Here is a 17,648-nt window from a genome sequence, read left to right as displayed (position 1 = left end):
TTTCACTTTTAATATGGGGCTTAGTTTTTTGTACCCAGTTTAAGAATACTTTTATCATGTAATTTTATATGCCCGAAAACATATAAGTGTTTTGGGGCTATTGGAGTTATTTACCCAGTGATAGGAGTATTTATCACTGGGTATTTTTATGCCCTTTTTTGGGTGTTGATAGGAGGAAAATCACATGAAAATAATTAACTTAGGCATTCTGGCTCACGTTGACGCAGGAAAGACAACATTAACGGAGAGTTTATTGTATACCAGTGGTGCAATTGCAGAACCAGGGAGCGTAGATAAAGGCACAACAAGGACAGATACAATGAATTTGGAGCGTCAAAGGGGAATCACTATCCAGACAGCAGTGACATCTTTTCAGTGGGAGGATGTAAAAGTCAACATTATAGATACGCCAGGCCATATGGATTTTTTGGCGGAAGTATACCGTTCTTTATCCGTATTAGACGGAGCAGTATTATTAGTTTCTGCAAAGGATGGCATACAGGCACAGACCCGTATACTGTTTCATGCACTACAGACAATGAAGATTCCGACAATTTTTTTCATCAATAAAATTGACCAAGAGGGGATTGATTTGCCAATGGTATATCAAGAAATGAAAGCAAAGCTTTCTTCGGAAATTATAGTGAAGCAAAAGGTTGGGCAGCATCCTCATATAAATGTAACGGACAATGACGATATGGAACAGTGGGATGCGGTAATTATGGGAAACGATGAACTATTAGAGAAATATATGTCAGGGAAACCGTTTAAAATGTCAGAACTGGAACAGGAAGAAAACAGGAGATTCCAAAACGGAACGTTATTTCCCGTTTATCACGGAAGCGCTAAAAACAATCTGGGGATTCGGCAGCTTATAGAAGTGATTGCCAGTAAGTTTTATTCATCAACGCCTGAAGGTCAATCTGAACTATGCGGGCAGGTTTTTAAGATTGAATATTCAGAGAAAAGGCGGCGTTTTGTTTATGTGCGTATATATAGCGGAACATTGCATTTGAGGGATGTTATTAAAATATCTGAAAAAGAGAAAATAAAAATCACAGAGATGTGTGTTCCGACAAACGGTGAATTATGTTCATCCGATACAGCCTGCTCTGGTGATATTGTAATTTTACCAAATGATGTTTTGCAGCTAAACAGTATTTTGGGGAACGAAATGCTGTTGCCGCAGAGAACATTTATTGAAAATCCTCTCCCTATGCTCCAAACAACGATTGCAGCAAAGAAATCTGAACAGCGGGAAATATTGCTTGGGGCACTTACAGAAATTTCAGATGGCGACCCTCTTTTAAAATATTATGTGGATACTACAACGCATGAGATTATACTTTCTTTTTTGGGGAAAGTGCAGATGGAAGTCATTTGTGCCATCCTTGAGGAAAAATATCATGTGGAGGCAGAAATAAAAGAGCCTACTGTTATATATATGGAAAGACCGCTTAGAAAAGCAGAATATACCATCCACATAGAAGTCCCGCCAAATCCTTTCTGGGCTTCTGTCGGGTTGTCCATAGAGCCGCTCCCTATTGGAAGTGGAGTGCAGTATGAAAGCAGAGTTTCACTTGGATATTTAAACCAATCGTTCCAAAATGCGGTTATGGAGGGGGTTCTTTATGGCTGCGAGCAGGGGCTGTATGGATGGAAAGTGACAGACTGTAAAATCTGTTTTGAATATGGATTGTATTATAGTCCTGTAAGTACCCCCGCAGACTTTCGGCTGCTTTCCCCTATCGTATTGGAGCAGGCTTTAAAAAAAGCAGGGACAGAACTATTAGAGCCATATCTCCAATTTGAAATTTATGCACCGCAGGAATATCTCTCACGGGCGTATCATGATGCCCCAAGGTATTGTGCAGATATTGTAAGTACCCAGATAAAGAATGACGAGGTCATTCTGAAAGGAGAAATCCCTGCCAGATGTATTCAAGAATACAGGAACGATTTAACTTATTTCACAAATGGGCAGGGAGTCTGCTTGACAGAGTTAAAAGGATACCAGCCAGCTACTGGTAAACTTATTTGCCAACCCCGCCGCCCGAATAGCCGTATAGATAAGGTTCGGCATATGTTCCACAAGTTAGCCTAACAGCTTTACATTGACAACACAAGCCCATTTGCTATAATTCCGTGAAGAAGAACGGTCATGTTGTTCTAATTTCAGTATCGGAGGTATTCATTATGGCAAACTGCAAAAACGGAAACAAGTCTTTTAACGGCGCTTTGGGTACTTTGGGAGGTCTTTTCTAAAATCACCGTTAGAAAGGGCTGAGAAGTTTGCCCTTCCTGCGCGGCAGTCGGGCTTGTTTCACAAATTAATTCGTAAAGGAGAATGTAACTTCATGTTTTCTAAAAATTCAAAGGCATATTCTGTCTATCTGCTGTTCCGATTTGTCTTTTCCCTGGCGGCTTCTATGGCCACAGTGCTTTCCATCGTGTACCACCTGGAGGTGGTGCAGCTGGATGCTTTTCAGCTTGTCCTGGTGGGGACTGTTCTGGAAACCTCCTGCTTTCTGTTCGAGATACCCACCGGTGTGGTGGCGGATTTGTATAGCCGTCGGCGCTCGGTGCTGATTGGAATGTTCCTCTACGGCCTGGGCTTTCTGATGGAGGGTGCGCTGCCGTGGTTCGCGACGGTTCTGCTGGCCCAGGTTGTCTGGGGTTGCGGTGATACCTTCATCACCGGCGCTCTGGAGGCGTGGATTGCCTCGGAGGAAGAGGACAAGCCCATGGATAAGGTGTTCCTGCGTGGCAGTCAAATGGGGCAAATCGGCGGCGTTCTGGGCGTGGTGCTGGGCACACTGCTGGGAAACATAAACCTGCAAATGCCTATCATCTTGGGGGGCAGTTTGTGCTTGCTGCTGGGGCTGGTGCTGGTTCGCATCATGCCAGAAACCAACTTCTCCCCTGCTATTGAGGAACGGCAGGGCTTGCTTAAAGACTTTGTCTGCCTGTTCAAGCTCAACCTGGGCTTTGTGAAAGGCGCACCTGTGTTGCTGGCGCTCTTAGCAATCACACTGTGCGGGGGACTTGCCAGTGAAGGCTTTGACCGGCTCTCCACCGCTCATTTTCTGGATGACACGGTAATACCCGTTATCGGGCCACTGAACAGCGTCACTTGGTTCGGTGTTATCAGTCTTATCGGCAACGGCTTAGGTATTCTGGCTTCTCAGTTGCTCATCGCCCGCATGGAGAAAAAAGGGACTGTCAGCCGAACCAGTGTGGTCATGTCCACCAGCGCCGGGTATATCCTGTGCCTAGTTCTCTTTGCGGTGGGGCGGAGCTTTTGGTTCATGTTGTTGATGTTCCTCCTGGCGGGGCTTATGCGCACCATCAAGGAGCCGGTGCTGGCCGCCTGGATGAACGACCATGTGGAGGAGAAAATGCGCGCCACAGTCTTTTCTACCAGTGGACAACTGGACTCTTTCGGGCAGATCATCGGCGGGCCTATTGTGGGGCTGGTAGCCCAACAGGTGTCCATACCCTGGGGGCTGGTCTGCACCGCTTTCCTGCTGTTGCCCGCGCTGTTCTTGGTGCCAGTGGCGGGAAAGAAGCGGGATTGATATGGCATAGTTAAGTTTACTGACGAGCGGGAGATTACTTCCGCTCGTCTTCATTTAGCAGCGCAAAATTTGAGGACTCTTTATCTCCTTATTCGGCATAGCGGAGGCGGCTGTCAATTCGACATAATTTTCTTGTGATACTTTACCACACATGAGCATATCTGGATGGGAGCAAATATAATTACTCAAAATCGGAGCAGAAACGGCTAAGGGAAACGTCAGACCGCTTGTGCAGAGAGTACGGATTATCGGTGATTGAGAACCCGAAGAAAGCCCCTTCAAGACCGCTGTATCTGGATGAAAAGAGCGGCAAGCCGACACGCTACAACGTCTATCTGGAAGATTTGGCGGAGGCAATCAGCGGCAGTCGGGATATTCCGCACATGATGAGATACCTTACCGACAAAGGCTACGAGGTTGATTTTTCGGGCGGGCATTGGAAGATGAAGCTGCCGCAGTATAAGCATTTTACAAGATTAGATACGCTTGATGAACGCTTAACGCCCGATTTTATCCGCTCACATTTAGGCACAAGGGCAAGGTACGGGAACTATAAAGCGAGGATTTCCTACTCTCCCCATATGCCAGAGGAATATAAAAAGGCTTGGAAACCGCACCAGAAAACCACGGGAATCTTAGCGTTGTATTATTACTGGTGCTATCAGTTGGGGATATTCCCGAAAGGCACGGACTACAAGCCGACAAGCCCGCTGATGAAAGAGGAGCTTCGGAAACTGGACGAGATTACCGCACAGGTACGCTATATGTCAGAGCATGACATCTCCACCCTCTCCGATTTGCACGCCGACAGGGAGAAAAACCAGACGGAAATGGACATGCTTACCGACTATCGGCGGCACTTGCAGAATAAGATACGGCGTGCTTCACCCGCCGAGAAAGAAACGCTCCGAGAAGAAAAAAACGGAGTGACGGAGCAGATAACAGAACTGCGAAAGCGGCTGAAATATGCGGATGGAATTGAAAAACGCTCTGCCCACATTGATGATTGTTTAAACCAAATCCACGATACGGCTGAAAAACAGCGTTCAAACCAGAACGGGAGGGCAGGCAAAACAGACCGCAGGAGGGAGGAATCATTGCGATGAGCAGAAAGTCCGAAGAAGAAATACAGGCAATCATGGAGGAATACAGGGACGCCCCTATGGTAAATCCCGATAAAGTATATCCCCCTCTGCCGCCCGTCCAAAACGTCACTCCCCTTGTCCGTGTTCCAGAGCAGATGAGCTTTACCGAGAAAATCGGCGGCACGGAATACACCGTCGACGCCCATTTCCGAAAGGACGGGCGGGATTTGCTTTCCAAGCTTACGGATATTTTTATGCGTGGCATGCAGGGATATGAATGTTATAATGACGGGGATTGGAGTGGCGATGACGGAGCATAGCAGACCGCAGAAGAATTACCGCTTTAAAGCGTTGAAGTTTGAGGACAGGTATGGTACACTGTACCTACACTTCACAATACCGTGTCTGCTGTCGGAAAGGAGAACCTTATGAAAAGACAGCAGGAAAAATTTACCGCCTTGTACTGCCGTTTAAGCCAGGACGACGGACGGGAAGGCGAGAGCAACAGCATTGTAAACCAGAAAGAATATCTGATGAAGTACGCAAAGGAACACGGTTTCCCTAACCCGAAATTCTATGTGGACGACGGCTATACGGGTACGAATTTTGACCGCCCAAGCTTTAAGGAAATGTCGGCGGATATTGAAAAAGGGCTTGTAAAGACAGTCATTGTCAAAGATTTGTCACGCTTCGGCAGGAATTATATTGAGGTCGGCTCTTACTCCGAAATCATCTATCCCGAAGCGGGCGTGAGGTTCATCGCCATCATGGACAACGTGGACACTGGCAGCCTTGAGAGCAATGAATTTGCCGCCTTTACCAACCTTTTTAACGAATGGTATCCCAAAAGCACGAGCAAAAAGGTAAAGGAAGTTAAGAAAGCGAAGGGGCTTGCAGGCGAACATCTGGGTGCGCCGCCTTATGGATATTTACGGAATCCAGATGACAAGACCCGATGGCTTGTGGACGGGGAAGCGGCGGCAGTCGTCCGCAGGATATTCTCCCTCTGCATGCAGGGAAAGGGCGTGTCTGCCATAGCCACAACCCTCTGGAAAGACAGGACGCTTACCCCGTCAGCCTACAAAGCGTCAAAGGGAATCGGCGTTGCAAAAGTGTCGGAAGACCCGTATTGCTGGGAAACATCTGCCGTAGCCGCCATTCTGGAAAACGTAGCATATATCGGCATAACGGAAAGCTTCAAATCCACAAGGCTTGGCTTTAAGAGCAAAAAACGCATCCCCACCGCAAAGGACAGGCGGGCGTATATCGAAAATGCCCATGCCCCCATCATTGACAGGGATATATGGGAAAAGGTACAGATAATACGGGAAAACAAACGCAGACCGAACAAAAGCGGGATTACGAGCATGTTTTCTGGACTGCTCTATTGTGCCGACTGCGGGGCAAAGTTAAGCCTTGCCACTGCCAACGGATACGCCCATTTCCGCTGTTCGCAGTACAAACGGACGAGCCGCACGCAGAACTGCACGCAGCATTATATCCGAGAGGACGCATTAAACCAGTTGGTTTTGAAACAGCTTCAGCATTTCCTGTCCTATTTACAGCAGTTTGAGCGGGTATTTATCCGACGGCAGATAGACACCACCCTTGCGGAACGCCGATACGAACTGTCCGCAAAGCAGAAACAGATAGAAAAAGACGAAAAGCGGATGGATGAGCTTGACCGCCTGTTCCGCAAAATCTACGAGGACAATGTCAGCGGAAAACTGAATGACGAACGCTTTTGCAAGCTGTCAGACGGATATGAAGCGGAGCAGGGACAGTTAAAGCGTGAAATCGAAGCGTTGACCGCAGAGGTCAGCCAAGCCGATATGGAAGTGACCAATGTAGCAAAGCTGATAGCCGTCACGAAGAAATATACCCGCATTGACGAACTCACGCCCGAAATCCTAAACGCATTTGTGGATAAAATCGTAATCCATGAGCGTGAGAAAAAGGACGGGAAACGGACACAGCAAATCGACATTTACTATTCCTATGTCGGGATTGTGGATATTCCCACAGACGAGGAAATGCGGGAAATGGAGCGGGAATATATGCGGCGTACTACACGTCAAACCGCCTGAATAAAGGCGAAAGCAGGAGTAAATCTGTACTCCTGCCGATACATATCTATTTTTATCCCTATCTGGTTTAACTCATGGTTTGTATCACATAAAAGAACAACAGGGATTTCATATTTCTTTGCTGTTTTTTCTACGATTGACACCACAGGACAGGAATCCGCATCTACTAATATCCTCATTTTTTCTTTCCTTTCGTCAGATCATAACTTTCCCCGATCATCCGCCAGATATCTTTATCAGGAACAGAGCCATCCAAGATAATAGAATTCCAGTGTGTCTTGTTCATATGATAAGCTGGGATCACAGATTCAAAAGCATTTCTCCAGAACTCTCTCCATTCCGGATCACATTTTACATTTATCCATACATAACCATCTTTATCATAAATAAGCGCAAATGTTTTCTTATTTCCCTTATGACGCATAACACACCAGTTATCATCATGAAAAGGATAATCTTCATATACATCTTGAAATGAATGGCAATATTGTATTGCCTCCTGCCTTGTCTGCATAGTTTCCTCTTTTCTTAACCTTCCTCTCCCCGGATCGGAGCATAGAAGATCAGCAAATCTATATATTTTTCTCCGTCTCCCTGTTCTCTATAATCATACCGGATCATATAATCCCGAATACTATATCCCCGATACGGATCAGATAGGGTATAAAGTTCTCCTGTTGTAAAATCAATTAGTGAGTACCCTGTGCTTTCCAGATATTCATCATTATCACTGTTTACCTGATCTTCATAAAATTCACACACCTTATCCAGACAATCCTGACACAATTGATCTTTGAGAGTTTCACAGTCTATCGTATCTTTCTCTCCAAGGTGTATATTGGGTTCCGCAATACATCTATCCGGTTGAGAGTGTGTCATAATAGAACCATAATCCTCTCCAAAAGAATTTACCATTGTGCTCATATGCCCAGAATCAATCTTTTCATTTCCATCATCATCATATTCTCGGATCCGGGTGTCAGTGACTGACATATCGGCCCAATGGATAATCCCAATTGAATCGAATTTTCTATAATATTCCAAAAGTCCACCAGCCGGTGTTCCGCAAATAAAGCATTGTTCTTTACCGATTGATGATTGAAGAGACAGTTCAAAGTCATCATCAGATTCATAATCCATCTGATCCAACTGTTGTTTTGTTGTTGATGTTTTTGCAGGCTGCGTCTGACAACCACAAAGAGTAATCCCTAATATAAGTACAAAGCATAAAATATTACTTCTTTTCATAAAAACCCCCGAAGCTGAAATAAGGACGTACTATGCCATCCCTCAGCACAGACGTCCCTATTTTCTAATAATGCCCTGTATATACGCTTTTACCAGCTCTTTTTGATGTTCGTCCATCGCATTCCAGTCATAAAGCAACTGTTTCTGATCTGCTGTTAAATCAGGAATTTCTTCATCACCTGCAAAAAACTGGGCAAGGGTGATATCGAATCCCTCACATATTTTCTCAAGCGTCTGAATCGTTGGAACACTCTTCCTGTTTAGCAATGTAGAAATAGATGACTGGGCAATTCCAGATTTCTGAGCGAGTCTGTACCTACTAAATTTCTTTTTTTCACACAACTGCTCAATCCTGGCAATAATATAGTTCTCAGCTTGCAAGTATTCTACACCTCATTTCCGATATGATACCCTTATTGTACTTATAATTAAGGAAACTTATCAGATTGTATATTCCAATGCAAAATACTTAGGTATAACGAAGTATACAGGTAAAAAAATAAGGAACTACATTAGTATATCATATTTGTTCCCAGTTCTGCATCAATTTACTCATGATGGTCTGATATTATTACTATCGTTATCAGGAATATCTATGTATTTATCAAACATAGAGAATAGAGCAGCAATAAACTGTTCTGCGCTTCTATTCTGCTCCACAATCTGTTCCAATGACAATCCTTCTATAAACTTACAGACATATACCCAACAAGCCAGATCACATGCTTCTACAATAATGTCATTAATAATCTTTCCCATAACTTTATCAAAATCATTGATATCTTCAACAGGAAGTGATTGCAGATAATCAAGTGGGGGAAGCTCCCCACTTGGATTATACTTTTCTGATTCATCTAAAAATGCTAAGACCTTTTGCCTGGATTCTTCTGGCATCTTTACATATTCCCACAATGCCATAACCACTTTCAAATCCGTATCTCTACGAAGCGGTGGTAATTGGATATAATTATTTTCTTTAATCATGGTTCTTCTCCTCCTCTATGCTAACAATATTCTCACTAATTTTTCCCGGGCCAGATCAATCGCAGCATCTATAAATACACTTACATACAAAACCAGAAATGCTGAAACGATCAGGCAGAACAAAAATACAACCTGCGCCCAATCCTGGTAACAGATAATCGTTCCTATTGCCAAAGCTACCAGTCCAAGCACCACGAATGATTTAGCAATTGAAACCATATTCACAACCAGCTTAACGAGTATTCCCACGATTATGAGAATAAACCAGACCGGAATCAATAATATTTTCCCAATGAGCTTTAAACAAAACATCTTTCTCCTCCTCTCAGTCAGACAGCAAACTGCGGCATGTCATGATTCACTTCTGCCTTATAGTACCCATCGATCGTTGTCGGGGCATTGAATAATGCTGCCAGCATATATTTCTTGATATTTTTCACCTTTGATGTATTCTTCTTGAAACAGTCAAGAACATACTCGATGTGGGAATAATTCAGTTTTAAAAACTTGCCGCGTACCAGTTCTGCCGGATACCAGTTACTTGCGATCAGGATCTTTTCGCTACTGCACAGAACTGTTTCCAAAATAAGCTCATAAATGCCCTGAATCAATGCTTCGTCATACTGATACGCAATAAGTAATGACTCATAATCTATGTTTTCCTTGATGAGATCCTGATAAGCGGATACCGTATTCATCATATCAACATCTGATCTCTGTCTATCGGATATGATTTGATCTGATTTATTCTTACTCTCTTTAATATCGCTAGTATTATTATAATTAGAGTTTGAATTGCAAACTTCTTGAAGTTTATTTTCAGGACTTCTTGAAGTTTGTTTTTGGGACTTCATGGAGTTTGTTTTATAAACTTCTGCATCTTCCAGAGTATCAACATTGGTTTGTTTTGTAAACTTCTGTGCTTCCTCTGCTGATTGTTCCGCCTGTTCCTCATAGACCATGAAGCTTTTTACATATATGATGTTAGCTTTTCCAAATCCCTGCCTGCGCTTTTCAATCAAACCGATTCCATTCTCATCATCCAGTTCCTGCAGCGATTTTACAGCTTTATTCCTTCCACAGTTCAACAGTTCCATGATATCTTCAATGGAAAAATAGATGTATGCCCGGTTCTGTTCATCAAACCACTGATTTTTGATGGACAAAGACATTCTATCCAGCATCAGACCGTATAATATCTTTGCATCACTGCTCAGATTTTTAAAATATTCATTTTTGAATAAAAGTTTTGGTATCCGGTAGAAGCTGTACTGATCAGCTTCATTCCCGTAAAAGTATCGAAATGTCAATTTCTGATCCATATTTTCTCCTTTCCTGCGGTAGTAGTTCCATAATGGACATTTCTTACTCACGCTACCGCAAAGTCTTTTACGTAATAAATGCTTGGCAGCCCCATGCCTCTAAAATGCTTTTCTATAAGTCCGGCATTTTCAAGCTCTGTCAGACATTCCCTTGCTTTTTTTCTGGTTACTCCCATGTCTTTCTGGATTTCCTGAATCGGATAAACAACATACATCCGGTTTCTTTCATCGACCCATTTATTCTTCACCGCCATTCCCATACGGTCTAAAAGAAGACCGTAGAGAACTTTTGCATGAATGGTAATTCCCGTAAATATTTTTTCAGTAACCAGCATCTTTGGAATATGTATAAAAGAATACTGATCCGCCTGTTTTCCATACATATATTTAAAATCCATCACATTACCTCCTGTTCCTGTTTCCATTTCTCCAATAATGATTCAATCACTTTCTCCACGTCTTCCGATGTATAATTCTTTGGAAAATATTTCGTCAGCTTCTTTTCATTCAAAGTTACCTTTCTTGCCGGAGCCTTTACCGGAATATGGCTATTCAGAATACTGATCATCAGACTCTGGGTAACCGGTCCTTGTCCAAGATAATTTCTTAAAGCTGCAATTTGATTTGGTTTGATAAATCCATTGTCACAGATATATTCATAAATCCATTCCTGCACATCCTGCGGAATATATGAGATATCAACAGCAATGGTAAAGTTCAGACGTTTCTTATCTACCAATTCCAGTAAATCTGGGATAAGTTCTGTCAAACGGATGAAACGTTGGATCTGTTTTGAACTTTCTCCAACCTGTTGGGCTAAAACATCCCTTGAAACCAGTCCAGATAAATTCTGGTCATTTTGACCAGAATTATTTTTGGATGGTCTGCCAGCTTGACGTTTCATTGCTTCAAGTTTCATCTTATAAGCAAATGCCTTTTCACTCGGAAGTAACTCCTCCCTCTGAATATTGGCATCTACCATAGCGATTACTGCATCATCATCCGTCATTTCCCTAACGATTGCTGGTATGGTTACAAGACCTGCCAATTGGGCTGCGTGCATTCTCCGGTGTCCGGATATCATTTCATAACCATCATGATTGTCTGGACGGATCAGAACAGGAGTAAGTACACCATTTTCCTGAATACTGTCAATCAGATCCTGCATTTTTTCATCATCAATCACTTTAAATGGGTGTCCGGCAAAAGGATGTATTTTATCAATCTCGATCTCCATTGCAGACTCTTCATTTACAACTCCCAGAAGTTCATCAATACTTGTCAGTTTGATTTTCTCGCCGCTTCTATTTTTCATTTTCCAAAACCTCCTGTGTAAGATTCTTATATGCATTGGATACTTTACTCTTAGGGCAGTGGGCATAAATGCTGATTCCCTCTGCACTTGTTTCTGCCGCTTTTACGGATAACGGTATTACATTTTCAAAAATCGTTATCTTTGATCCGTATGTAACATGGAGCATCATTGAAATATCCTTTGCATAGTTTGTTCGGAAATCTACCATCGTCAGCAGAATTCCCATAATCTGCAATTTCCTGTTCAGTCTTTTCTTTACCATAGAAATGGTTTTGATCAGCTGCTGGAGACCTTTCACCGGCAAATATGCTGCCTGTACCGGAATCAGAACTGCATCCGAAGCAACCAGTGCATTGATCGTCATCATGCCAAGGCTGGGCATACAGTCGATCAGGATATAATCGTATCGTTCTCTCATCATTTCGATATAATCTTTCATGATCATTTCCCGGCTCATCACATTTCCCAGTGTTACTTCCAGGGCTGACAATTCAATATTTGCCGGTAACAGATCCACATTTTCCTCATGATGAAGAATTCCATCCTCCGGTTTTATTTCTTCCTCATTAATAACTGCCAGCATAATTGTTGCCAGGGTAGTACCAAGATCATCCGGTTCCACATACCCAAGACTGGCTGTCAGGCTTCCCTGGGGATCCGCATCAATCAAAAGCACCTTTTTCCCTTCTTTCGTCAGGCCGATCCCTAAGTTTACTGTTGTCGTTGTCTTTCCGACCCCGCCTTTCTGATTTGTAACAGCGATTACTTTACACATTCTTCATTCCTCCGTTTCTTATTTGTCCCAGTATTGTTCCATCCATATTTTTAAGATTGCTACGATTTCACGCTTCATCATTTCCGGTGTATAGTTGTTGGGAAAATATCTGTGAAGCTGTTCATTTGTAAATGTGACTCTTGTTATTTCTCCTTTTTTTATTTCACTGAGAATTTCCTGCATCTTTTCTAAAGTCAGCTTTCCATCTTTGCTCAATTTTTTTATTCGCTGTGCCTGAGAAAGAGAGGGCACTGACTGAGCATAATCCATGGCTTCGATTAGCTGTTTTTGTTCCTTTTCCTTTAATGCTGCCAGTTCAACTGCCGGATTGAAGGAAATAAGTTCATCATCTAACTGCTGTAAAAGCTCTGGAATCAGATTCGTGAGAGTAATATATCTTTGCACCTGCTTTGGACTTTCACCTGTTTCTTCTGCGATTATTTCCACTGTTCTCTTTCCTTTTAAATTGTGGTCGATTTGGCTACGCGGTCTTCCTGCAGTCCTTTTCATAGCATCATTCTTCATTTTGTAAGCAAAAGCTTTCTCGCTGTAACTGATCCGTTCTCTTTGTAGATTAGCATCTACCATTTTAATAATGGCTTCTTCATCGTTCATTACTCGTATAATCACCGGTACTTTTCGATATCCAAGCTGCTGAGCCGCATATTTTCTTCTGTGGCCTGAGATAATTTCATATACTCCATCCGGCACTGGCCTTACGATCAGCGGATTCAATACACCATACTGTTTGATACTGTCCTTCAGGAGATGCATTTCTTTATCGTCAGTCACTTTAAATGGATGGTCTTTAAAAGATCTGAGTCTTTCAATCTCAATTTCTATGACTTTCTCATCCTCAAACAGCCTGTTTGATTCGTTTTCTTTTTCTGCCATTGAACTCCTCCTTTTCCTGTAATCCAAACAACATTTGCTGCAACACGGATTGTTCCGCTTACGCTTCCACAATCCTGAGAACATTCGTATTTCGCATTATCATGCTCCATACTCATGTTCTTGCGGGTCGCTAATAGATTCTTCTTCCTTTGTGCAAGCACAGTCATCAGAATCTATTGCTCCCCTGTTGCATCAAAAAATGCCCGTTTAGATTAGATTCTTATATTTGAATCTGATCCAAACGAGCATCCCGTTTGCATTAGCTACAGCTAATGAAATATTCTATTGTTTCAGCTAATGGATGTTTGCAGAAGTTCCTTTCAGCGAGGGATTTTACTCCATTTTACCTTGTTTTACATCCCCGATCTGAGGTTTCAACAGGAACGAACCCCGATGTTAGCAGAAAGTCCATTTTTTCCTGTTTGCAAAACAGCATTTTTGATTAGCTGCCAGCTAACAAAAATCACTTCAAATTAGCTGGAAATTCATTCCCTGCCTGCCTTTTCTTATCTCATTGCAAAGAAAAAAGCGGCTCATGACATAGCATTTTCTGCTAATCATTACCGCTTTTTTAGTAACCGTCCCCTGCGGGAATCGAACCCACAGCTAGCGCTTAGGAGGCGCTTGTTTTATCCGTTAAACTAAGAGGACATTACCGATTTTTGGCTTAAACACTGGGTTTTTGCCACTTTGGTTCGGTAACCGTTTTATGATTTTCAGCTAATTTTGATTAGCTGGATATCATCAGATTATTCATTTTATTAACAGTAGAGCATCCGCCAGAATGGGGAAAGCTCCGTTGTTAATTTTGTCTCTTCCAGAATAGATTCGAACTCCAAGTTCTTTTTTCATTTTTCCTTCAGGGTTCAGCCGCGGCTCCTTCTTAGGAGGCGTGTGCTCTATCCAGCTGAGCTATATGGACGTGTCTGATATATGATTATAGCCCGATCAAAGTCGAACTGCAATCCCTTATTTAGTTTTTTTTGAGGTGGCCGTTGTAACGCAACCTTAGGAGGCGAGTGCTCTATCCAGCTGAGCTATGACGACATGCCCGATTTTTGGCTTATTTACAGGCTTTTTCAGCCCTTCACAAGTTCCGGCTCGGACTCCGGTTATTCTATTGTTTAATGCCTTCCGGATGAATTGTATCATCTTTTGACAATGAAACGCTACCCTTTGGTGGCAAGCTATTATCATGTGTCCCTTGCTGGATTCGAACTACTGAGTCATTTTTTCTAAACTCAAAGGTCGCAGTCAAGCTCCTTCCTTAGGAGGCACTTGTTATATCCATTTAACTAAGAGAACATTTGCACTTTTCATATTCTAACATTTACAGAAAAGAAAATCAAGTGTTGGTTGGGTACAGGGTATTTTACGTTTAGGTACACCACATTTTTTAATTGGGGACGTAGACTTTTTAAAAAAGTCTACGTCCCCAATTAAAAGTTTATTCTACCCTGCATCCACACATTTCCTTTGAATCTTCTGCCAACCGCCGGTTCCCCTATCACTTCTTTTACCGGAACACAGATGTCAAAATTCAACCCATTAACTTCTAATTTCATTACATAAATCTGTTCTTGTGTTTCTTCATTAATGATCTGCTGCAATTCTAATATCTCACCTAAGATTGCATAATGATCACACTCAATGCCATGTGGCATGATATATGTGTCTACAATACTGAATACATCTTCCGATGCCAGACGCCTTGATACTTTCGAGTATGTATCAATATCATCCATTGTAAGACTTTCGATTGCCGAAGGATCTCCACTTTTCGCAGCGCTTACAAGCAACATTCTGTTATGAACTTCTTCTTGTTGTCTTCTTTCTTGTTCTTTATCTTTCAACACCGGAAGCAATATTGTGCCTCCGGTGGAAAGTCCAGATAATGTAACGGATGTATACTTAATTCCTTTTTTTGACATCTGTCTTTCTTTCATGTATTCTATTGTATTTTGCAGATGAAAGATTAAGTTAATCCCTATCTTTACATCTTCACAGATTCCAACATATGCTTCTTTGTCCATTCGTTTCTCTATACACACATCGGCATATGATGTAATTCCTGTTCCAAAAAAGTATGGATAATAATATTGTCTTTCAAATGATTCATCGACATTCATATCACCACACAGGGCAATTCCCATCCCCGCACCATATTTTTTTTCATATTCACAGAAATCAGTTTCTTCATCCTGTCCGATCAGATTATGCTGGGTAAATGAATTTTCAACTTGTGTAAGAATCTTATTCAGTTCTTTTTTACTGCTGATGTTTCCAAATCCAATAGCTTTCAGATATTGATGCATATTATTTCCTTACAAATACTATTTCTTAGGTATCAGTTTTTCTGTTCCACCCATATATGGTCTAAGTACTTCCGGTATTCTTACTGTTCCATCTGCCTGAAGATTATTTTCCAGGAATGCAATTAACATTCTCGGTGGAGCTGCAACTGTATTATTGAGAGTATGGGCAAAGTATTTTCCATCTGCTCCTTTTACGCGGATACCAAGTCTTCTTGCCTGTGCATCACCAAGATTTGAACAGCTTCCTACTTCAAAGTATTTCTTCTGTCTTGGAGACCATGCTTCGACATCACAAGATTTTACTTTCAAATCTGCAAGGTCACCAGAACAGCATTCCAAAGTACGTACCGGAATATCCATAGAACGGAACAGATCTACAGTATTCTGCCATAATTTGTCATACCACATCTTACTTTCTTCTGGCTTACATACTACGATCATTTCCTGTTTTTCAAACTGGTGAATCCTGTATACTCCACGTTCTTCAATTCCATGTGCTCCTTTTTCTTTACGGAAACATGGTGAATAGCTAGTCAATGTCTGAGGAAGCTGATCTTCTGTCAACATTGTGTCAATAAATTTTCCGATCATAGAATGTTCACTGGTTCCAATCAGATACAGGTCTTCACCTTCAATCTTATACATCATGGCATCCATTTCAGCGAAACTCATAACACCTGTCACAACATTACTTCTGATCATAAATGGAGGAATGCAATATGTGAATCCACGTCCAATCATAAAGTCACGCGCATAAGCAAGAACTGCAGAATGAAGTCTCGCAATATCACCCATCAGATAATAGAATCCATTACCTGCTACTCTTCCTGCACTTTCAAGATCAATTCCATTAAAGCTTTCCATAATCTCTGTGTGATATGGAATCTCGAAATCTGGAACCACAGGCTCACCATACTTTTCAATTTCAACATTCTGACTGTCATCTTTTCCAATTGGTACAGATGGATCGATGATATTTGGAATTGTCATCATGATTTTCTTTATCTTTGCTTCTACTTCTTTTTCTTCTGCAGACAAACTTTCTACTCTGTCAGCATTCTCCTGAACTTTTTTCTTTAATTCTTCTGCTTCTTCTTTTTTGCCCTGTGCCATACATGCACCGATTTCTTTTGAAATCTTATTTCTGTCAGCACGGAGTGCTTCTACTTCTTGCTTAATATCTCTGTTTTTCTGATCTAATTCTAATACTTCATCAACCAGTGGTAATTTTTCATCCTGAAATTTCTTTTTGATGTTTTCCTTTACAACATCTGGATTCATTCTTACAAATTTAATGTCTAACATGTTCATTTCCTCCTCATTTTTCGTATGTTGAATTATTTATTCTTTATATCTTTGATATCCATATCATAGTTTTCGAAGATTGCTTTATCTAATGCTTCTGCCTCTTCTTCAGCTAACTCGACATAGCTCTCACCCTTTAGGATTTCCTTTACATAGGTATAACATCCTTCTCTACTGTGCATTGCATTGATGACCCAACCACTATTGTTTCCATCTAACATTGCTAACGCAAAGCTTAATTTACCGCCCATCTCATTAAACGCATCGTATTTTACAATTCCAACTTTTTGATAATTTCTATCTATTTTTTTGTTGATTTCTTTAATTTCCATACGATTTTGTTTTGTTACTTTAAGAATAGATTCTATTTCTTCTACTCTTTCTTTCATACTCTCTTCAAGAGTCTTTCCATCTTTCCCCTTCATAAACGTGTTATAACTACTTTTTAATCTATTATATTTTAATGTAACATTCACATATAACACGAATAGAACAATAATTAAAATTAATAAGAAGATAAGTATGAATGCTGGATCAATTCCCAGTGCTTTCAGTATCTTACTTTCCATATTTTATTCTCCCCTTTTTATGCTCATTATCATTTCGAACATACGTTCTAATTCTTTATCAGAATAATATTCTATTTCTATTTTCCCCTTACCATTCCCTTTTGATGAGATGTTTACTTTTGTTCCCATCACTTCTTTCATTTTTTCGGCCAGATCATTGTATATAAAATC

General features: G+C 41.4%; 19 protein-coding genes, 1 tRNA gene and 1 pseudogene. 5 read left to right on the top strand and 16 right to left on the bottom strand.

The genetic code is table 11. From position 1 onward, the window contains the following. The first annotated feature begins 184 nt into the window (after positions 1-184). From tet(O) to JQM81_RS06835, 5 genes are all read left to right on the top strand, one after another. On the top strand, positions 185-2,104 hold the full coding sequence (tet(O), locus tag JQM81_RS06855; protein WP_235232790.1) for a tetracycline resistance ribosomal protection protein Tet(O): 1,920 nt from the start codon (positions 185-187) through the stop codon (positions 2,102-2,104). A 253-nt stretch (positions 2,105-2,357) separates the two neighbouring features. Beyond that, positions 2,358-3,578 (top strand): tetracycline efflux MFS transporter Tet(40), encoded by a 1,221-nt coding sequence (tet(40), locus tag JQM81_RS06850; RefSeq protein ID WP_235232789.1) that lies wholly within the window; start codon positions 2,358-2,360, stop codon positions 3,576-3,578. A 251-nt stretch (positions 3,579-3,829) separates the two neighbouring features. Beyond that, positions 3,830-4,684 carry a hypothetical protein gene (locus JQM81_RS06845; RefSeq protein WP_420370570.1) on the top strand — a complete coding sequence of 285 codons (855 nt, stop codon included), beginning with the start codon at positions 3,830-3,832 and terminating at the stop codon, positions 4,682-4,684. After that, positions 4,681-4,983, top strand: coding sequence for a hypothetical protein (locus tag JQM81_RS06840; protein ID WP_071132118.1), 303 nt, complete (start codon positions 4,681-4,683; stop codon positions 4,981-4,983). Before JQM81_RS06845 ends, JQM81_RS06840 begins: the two co-directional genes overlap by 4 nt. A 108-nt stretch (positions 4,984-5,091) precedes the next feature. Then, the gene (locus JQM81_RS06835) at positions 5,092-6,750 is read left to right on the top strand and encodes a recombinase family protein (protein WP_235232787.1); all 1,659 of its coding nucleotides are present in this window, start codon (positions 5,092-5,094) and stop codon (positions 6,748-6,750) included. Here the strand turns inward: JQM81_RS06835 and JQM81_RS06830 are convergent. The 16 genes and pseudogenes from JQM81_RS06830 to JQM81_RS13795 form a co-directional block, all read right to left on the bottom strand. After that, entirely contained in the window at positions 6,738-6,929 is a 192-nt protein-coding gene (locus JQM81_RS06830) for a hypothetical protein (RefSeq protein WP_235232850.1), read from the bottom strand. The genes JQM81_RS06835 and JQM81_RS06830 overlap by 13 nt on opposite strands. Next, positions 6,926-7,264 carry an MmcQ/YjbR family DNA-binding protein gene (locus JQM81_RS06825; protein WP_154432774.1) on the bottom strand — a complete coding sequence of 113 codons (339 nt, stop codon included), beginning with the start codon at positions 7,262-7,264 and terminating at the stop codon, positions 6,926-6,928. Before JQM81_RS06825 ends, JQM81_RS06830 begins: the two co-directional genes overlap by 4 nt. Before the next feature lie 14 nt (positions 7,265-7,278). Then, positions 7,279-7,998, bottom strand: coding sequence for a hypothetical protein (locus JQM81_RS06820; protein ID WP_154432773.1), 720 nt, complete (start codon positions 7,996-7,998; stop codon positions 7,279-7,281). Between the two features lie 57 nt (positions 7,999-8,055). Next, on the bottom strand, positions 8,056-8,379 hold the full coding sequence (locus JQM81_RS06815; protein WP_235232786.1) for a helix-turn-helix domain-containing protein: 324 nt from the start codon (positions 8,377-8,379) through the stop codon (positions 8,056-8,058). 171 nt (positions 8,380-8,550) lie between these two features. After that, positions 8,551-8,982 (bottom strand): hypothetical protein, encoded by a 432-nt coding sequence (locus JQM81_RS06810; RefSeq protein ID WP_154432771.1) that lies wholly within the window; start codon positions 8,980-8,982, stop codon positions 8,551-8,553. A gap of 15 nt (positions 8,983-8,997) precedes the next feature. Further along, positions 8,998-9,294, bottom strand: a complete 297-nt coding sequence (locus JQM81_RS06805; RefSeq protein WP_154581414.1) for a hypothetical protein — start codon at positions 9,292-9,294, stop codon at positions 8,998-9,000. A gap of 17 nt (positions 9,295-9,311) precedes the next feature. Further along, entirely contained in the window at positions 9,312-10,304 is a 993-nt protein-coding gene (locus JQM81_RS06800) for a DUF6017 domain-containing protein (RefSeq protein WP_154581413.1), read from the bottom strand. A 47-nt stretch (positions 10,305-10,351) separates the two neighbouring features. Further along, positions 10,352-10,702, bottom strand: a complete 351-nt coding sequence (locus JQM81_RS06795; protein WP_154432768.1) for a replication initiator protein A — start codon at positions 10,700-10,702, stop codon at positions 10,352-10,354. After that, positions 10,702-11,619, bottom strand: coding sequence for a ParB/RepB/Spo0J family partition protein (locus JQM81_RS06790; protein WP_235232785.1), 918 nt, complete (start codon positions 11,617-11,619; stop codon positions 10,702-10,704). The genes JQM81_RS06795 and JQM81_RS06790 overlap by 1 nt, the downstream gene beginning before the upstream one ends. Continuing rightward, complete coding sequence (locus tag JQM81_RS06785; RefSeq protein WP_235232784.1) at positions 11,609-12,394, bottom strand: ParA family protein; 786 nt, start codon at positions 12,392-12,394, stop codon at positions 11,609-11,611. Before JQM81_RS06785 ends, JQM81_RS06790 begins: the two co-directional genes overlap by 11 nt. 18 nt (positions 12,395-12,412) lie before the next feature. Further along, positions 12,413-13,288, bottom strand: a complete 876-nt coding sequence (locus JQM81_RS06780; RefSeq protein WP_235232783.1) for a ParB/RepB/Spo0J family partition protein — start codon at positions 13,286-13,288, stop codon at positions 12,413-12,415. Positions 13,289-13,867: 579 nt separating this feature from the next. Next, positions 13,868-13,939 (bottom strand) — tRNA-Arg (locus JQM81_RS06775). Positions 13,940-14,727: 788 nt separating this feature from the next. Then, complete coding sequence (locus JQM81_RS06770) at positions 14,728-15,603, bottom strand: DUF3881 family protein (protein ID WP_235232782.1); 876 nt, start codon at positions 15,601-15,603, stop codon at positions 14,728-14,730. Positions 15,604-15,621: 18 nt separating this feature from the next. Then, the gene (gene serS, locus JQM81_RS06765) at positions 15,622-16,908 is read right to left on the bottom strand and encodes a serine--tRNA ligase (RefSeq protein ID WP_235232781.1); all 1,287 of its coding nucleotides are present in this window, start codon (positions 16,906-16,908) and stop codon (positions 15,622-15,624) included. 32 nt (positions 16,909-16,940) lie between these two features. Further along, entirely contained in the window at positions 16,941-17,477 is a 537-nt protein-coding gene (locus tag JQM81_RS06760; RefSeq protein WP_235232780.1) for a DUF4446 family protein, read from the bottom strand. A 3-nt stretch (positions 17,478-17,480) separates the two neighbouring features. Beyond that, positions 17,481-17,648: pseudogene (locus JQM81_RS13795) on the bottom strand (chromosome partitioning protein ParB); the annotation flags it as partial.

This window comes from Faecalicatena contorta (assembly GCF_021531895.1).
In the GTDB taxonomy this organism is placed as follows: Bacteria; Bacillota; Clostridia; order Lachnospirales; family Lachnospiraceae; genus JAFBIX01.
The sequence above is the reverse complement of the archived record's forward strand: the minus strand, read 5'-3'. Positions and strand labels throughout refer to the sequence as shown.

Excerpts from the sequence above, each read along its gene's own strand:
- JQM81_RS06825 (WP_154432774.1), bottom strand. The coding sequence starts at position 7,264 with ATGCAGACAAGGCAGGAGGCAATACAATATTGCCATTCATTTCAAGAT.
- JQM81_RS06840 (WP_071132118.1), top strand. The coding sequence starts at position 4,681 with ATGAGCAGAAAGTCCGAAGAAGAAATACAGGCAATCATGGAGGAATAC.
- JQM81_RS06835 (WP_235232787.1), top strand. The coding sequence starts at position 5,092 with ATGAAAAGACAGCAGGAAAAATTTACCGCCTTGTACTGCCGTTTAAGC.
- JQM81_RS06810 (WP_154432771.1), bottom strand. The coding sequence starts at position 8,982 with ATGATTAAAGAAAATAATTATATCCAATTACCACCGCTTCGTAGAGAT.
- JQM81_RS06820 (WP_154432773.1), bottom strand. The coding sequence starts at position 7,998 with ATGAAAAGAAGTAATATTTTATGCTTTGTACTTATATTAGGGATTACT.
- JQM81_RS06830 (WP_235232850.1), bottom strand. The coding sequence starts at position 6,929 with ATGAGGATATTAGTAGATGCGGATTCCTGTCCTGTGGTGTCAATCGTA.
- JQM81_RS06795 (WP_154432768.1), bottom strand. The coding sequence starts at position 10,702 with ATGGATTTTAAATATATGTATGGAAAACAGGCGGATCAGTATTCTTTT.
- JQM81_RS06800 (WP_154581413.1), bottom strand. The coding sequence starts at position 10,304 with ATGGATCAGAAATTGACATTTCGATACTTTTACGGGAATGAAGCTGAT.
- serS (WP_235232781.1), bottom strand. The coding sequence starts at position 16,908 with ATGTTAGACATTAAATTTGTAAGAATGAATCCAGATGTTGTAAAGGAA.
- JQM81_RS06785 (WP_235232784.1), bottom strand. The coding sequence starts at position 12,394 with ATGTGTAAAGTAATCGCTGTTACAAATCAGAAAGGCGGGGTCGGAAAG.
- JQM81_RS06780 (WP_235232783.1), bottom strand. The coding sequence starts at position 13,288 with ATGGCAGAAAAAGAAAACGAATCAAACAGGCTGTTTGAGGATGAGAAA.
- JQM81_RS06770 (WP_235232782.1), bottom strand. The coding sequence starts at position 15,603 with ATGCATCAATATCTGAAAGCTATTGGATTTGGAAACATCAGCAGTAAA.
- JQM81_RS06805 (WP_154581414.1), bottom strand. The coding sequence starts at position 9,294 with ATGTTTTGTTTAAAGCTCATTGGGAAAATATTATTGATTCCGGTCTGG.
- JQM81_RS06790 (WP_235232785.1), bottom strand. The coding sequence starts at position 11,619 with ATGAAAAATAGAAGCGGCGAGAAAATCAAACTGACAAGTATTGATGAA.
- JQM81_RS06760 (WP_235232780.1), bottom strand. The coding sequence starts at position 17,477 with ATGGAAAGTAAGATACTGAAAGCACTGGGAATTGATCCAGCATTCATA.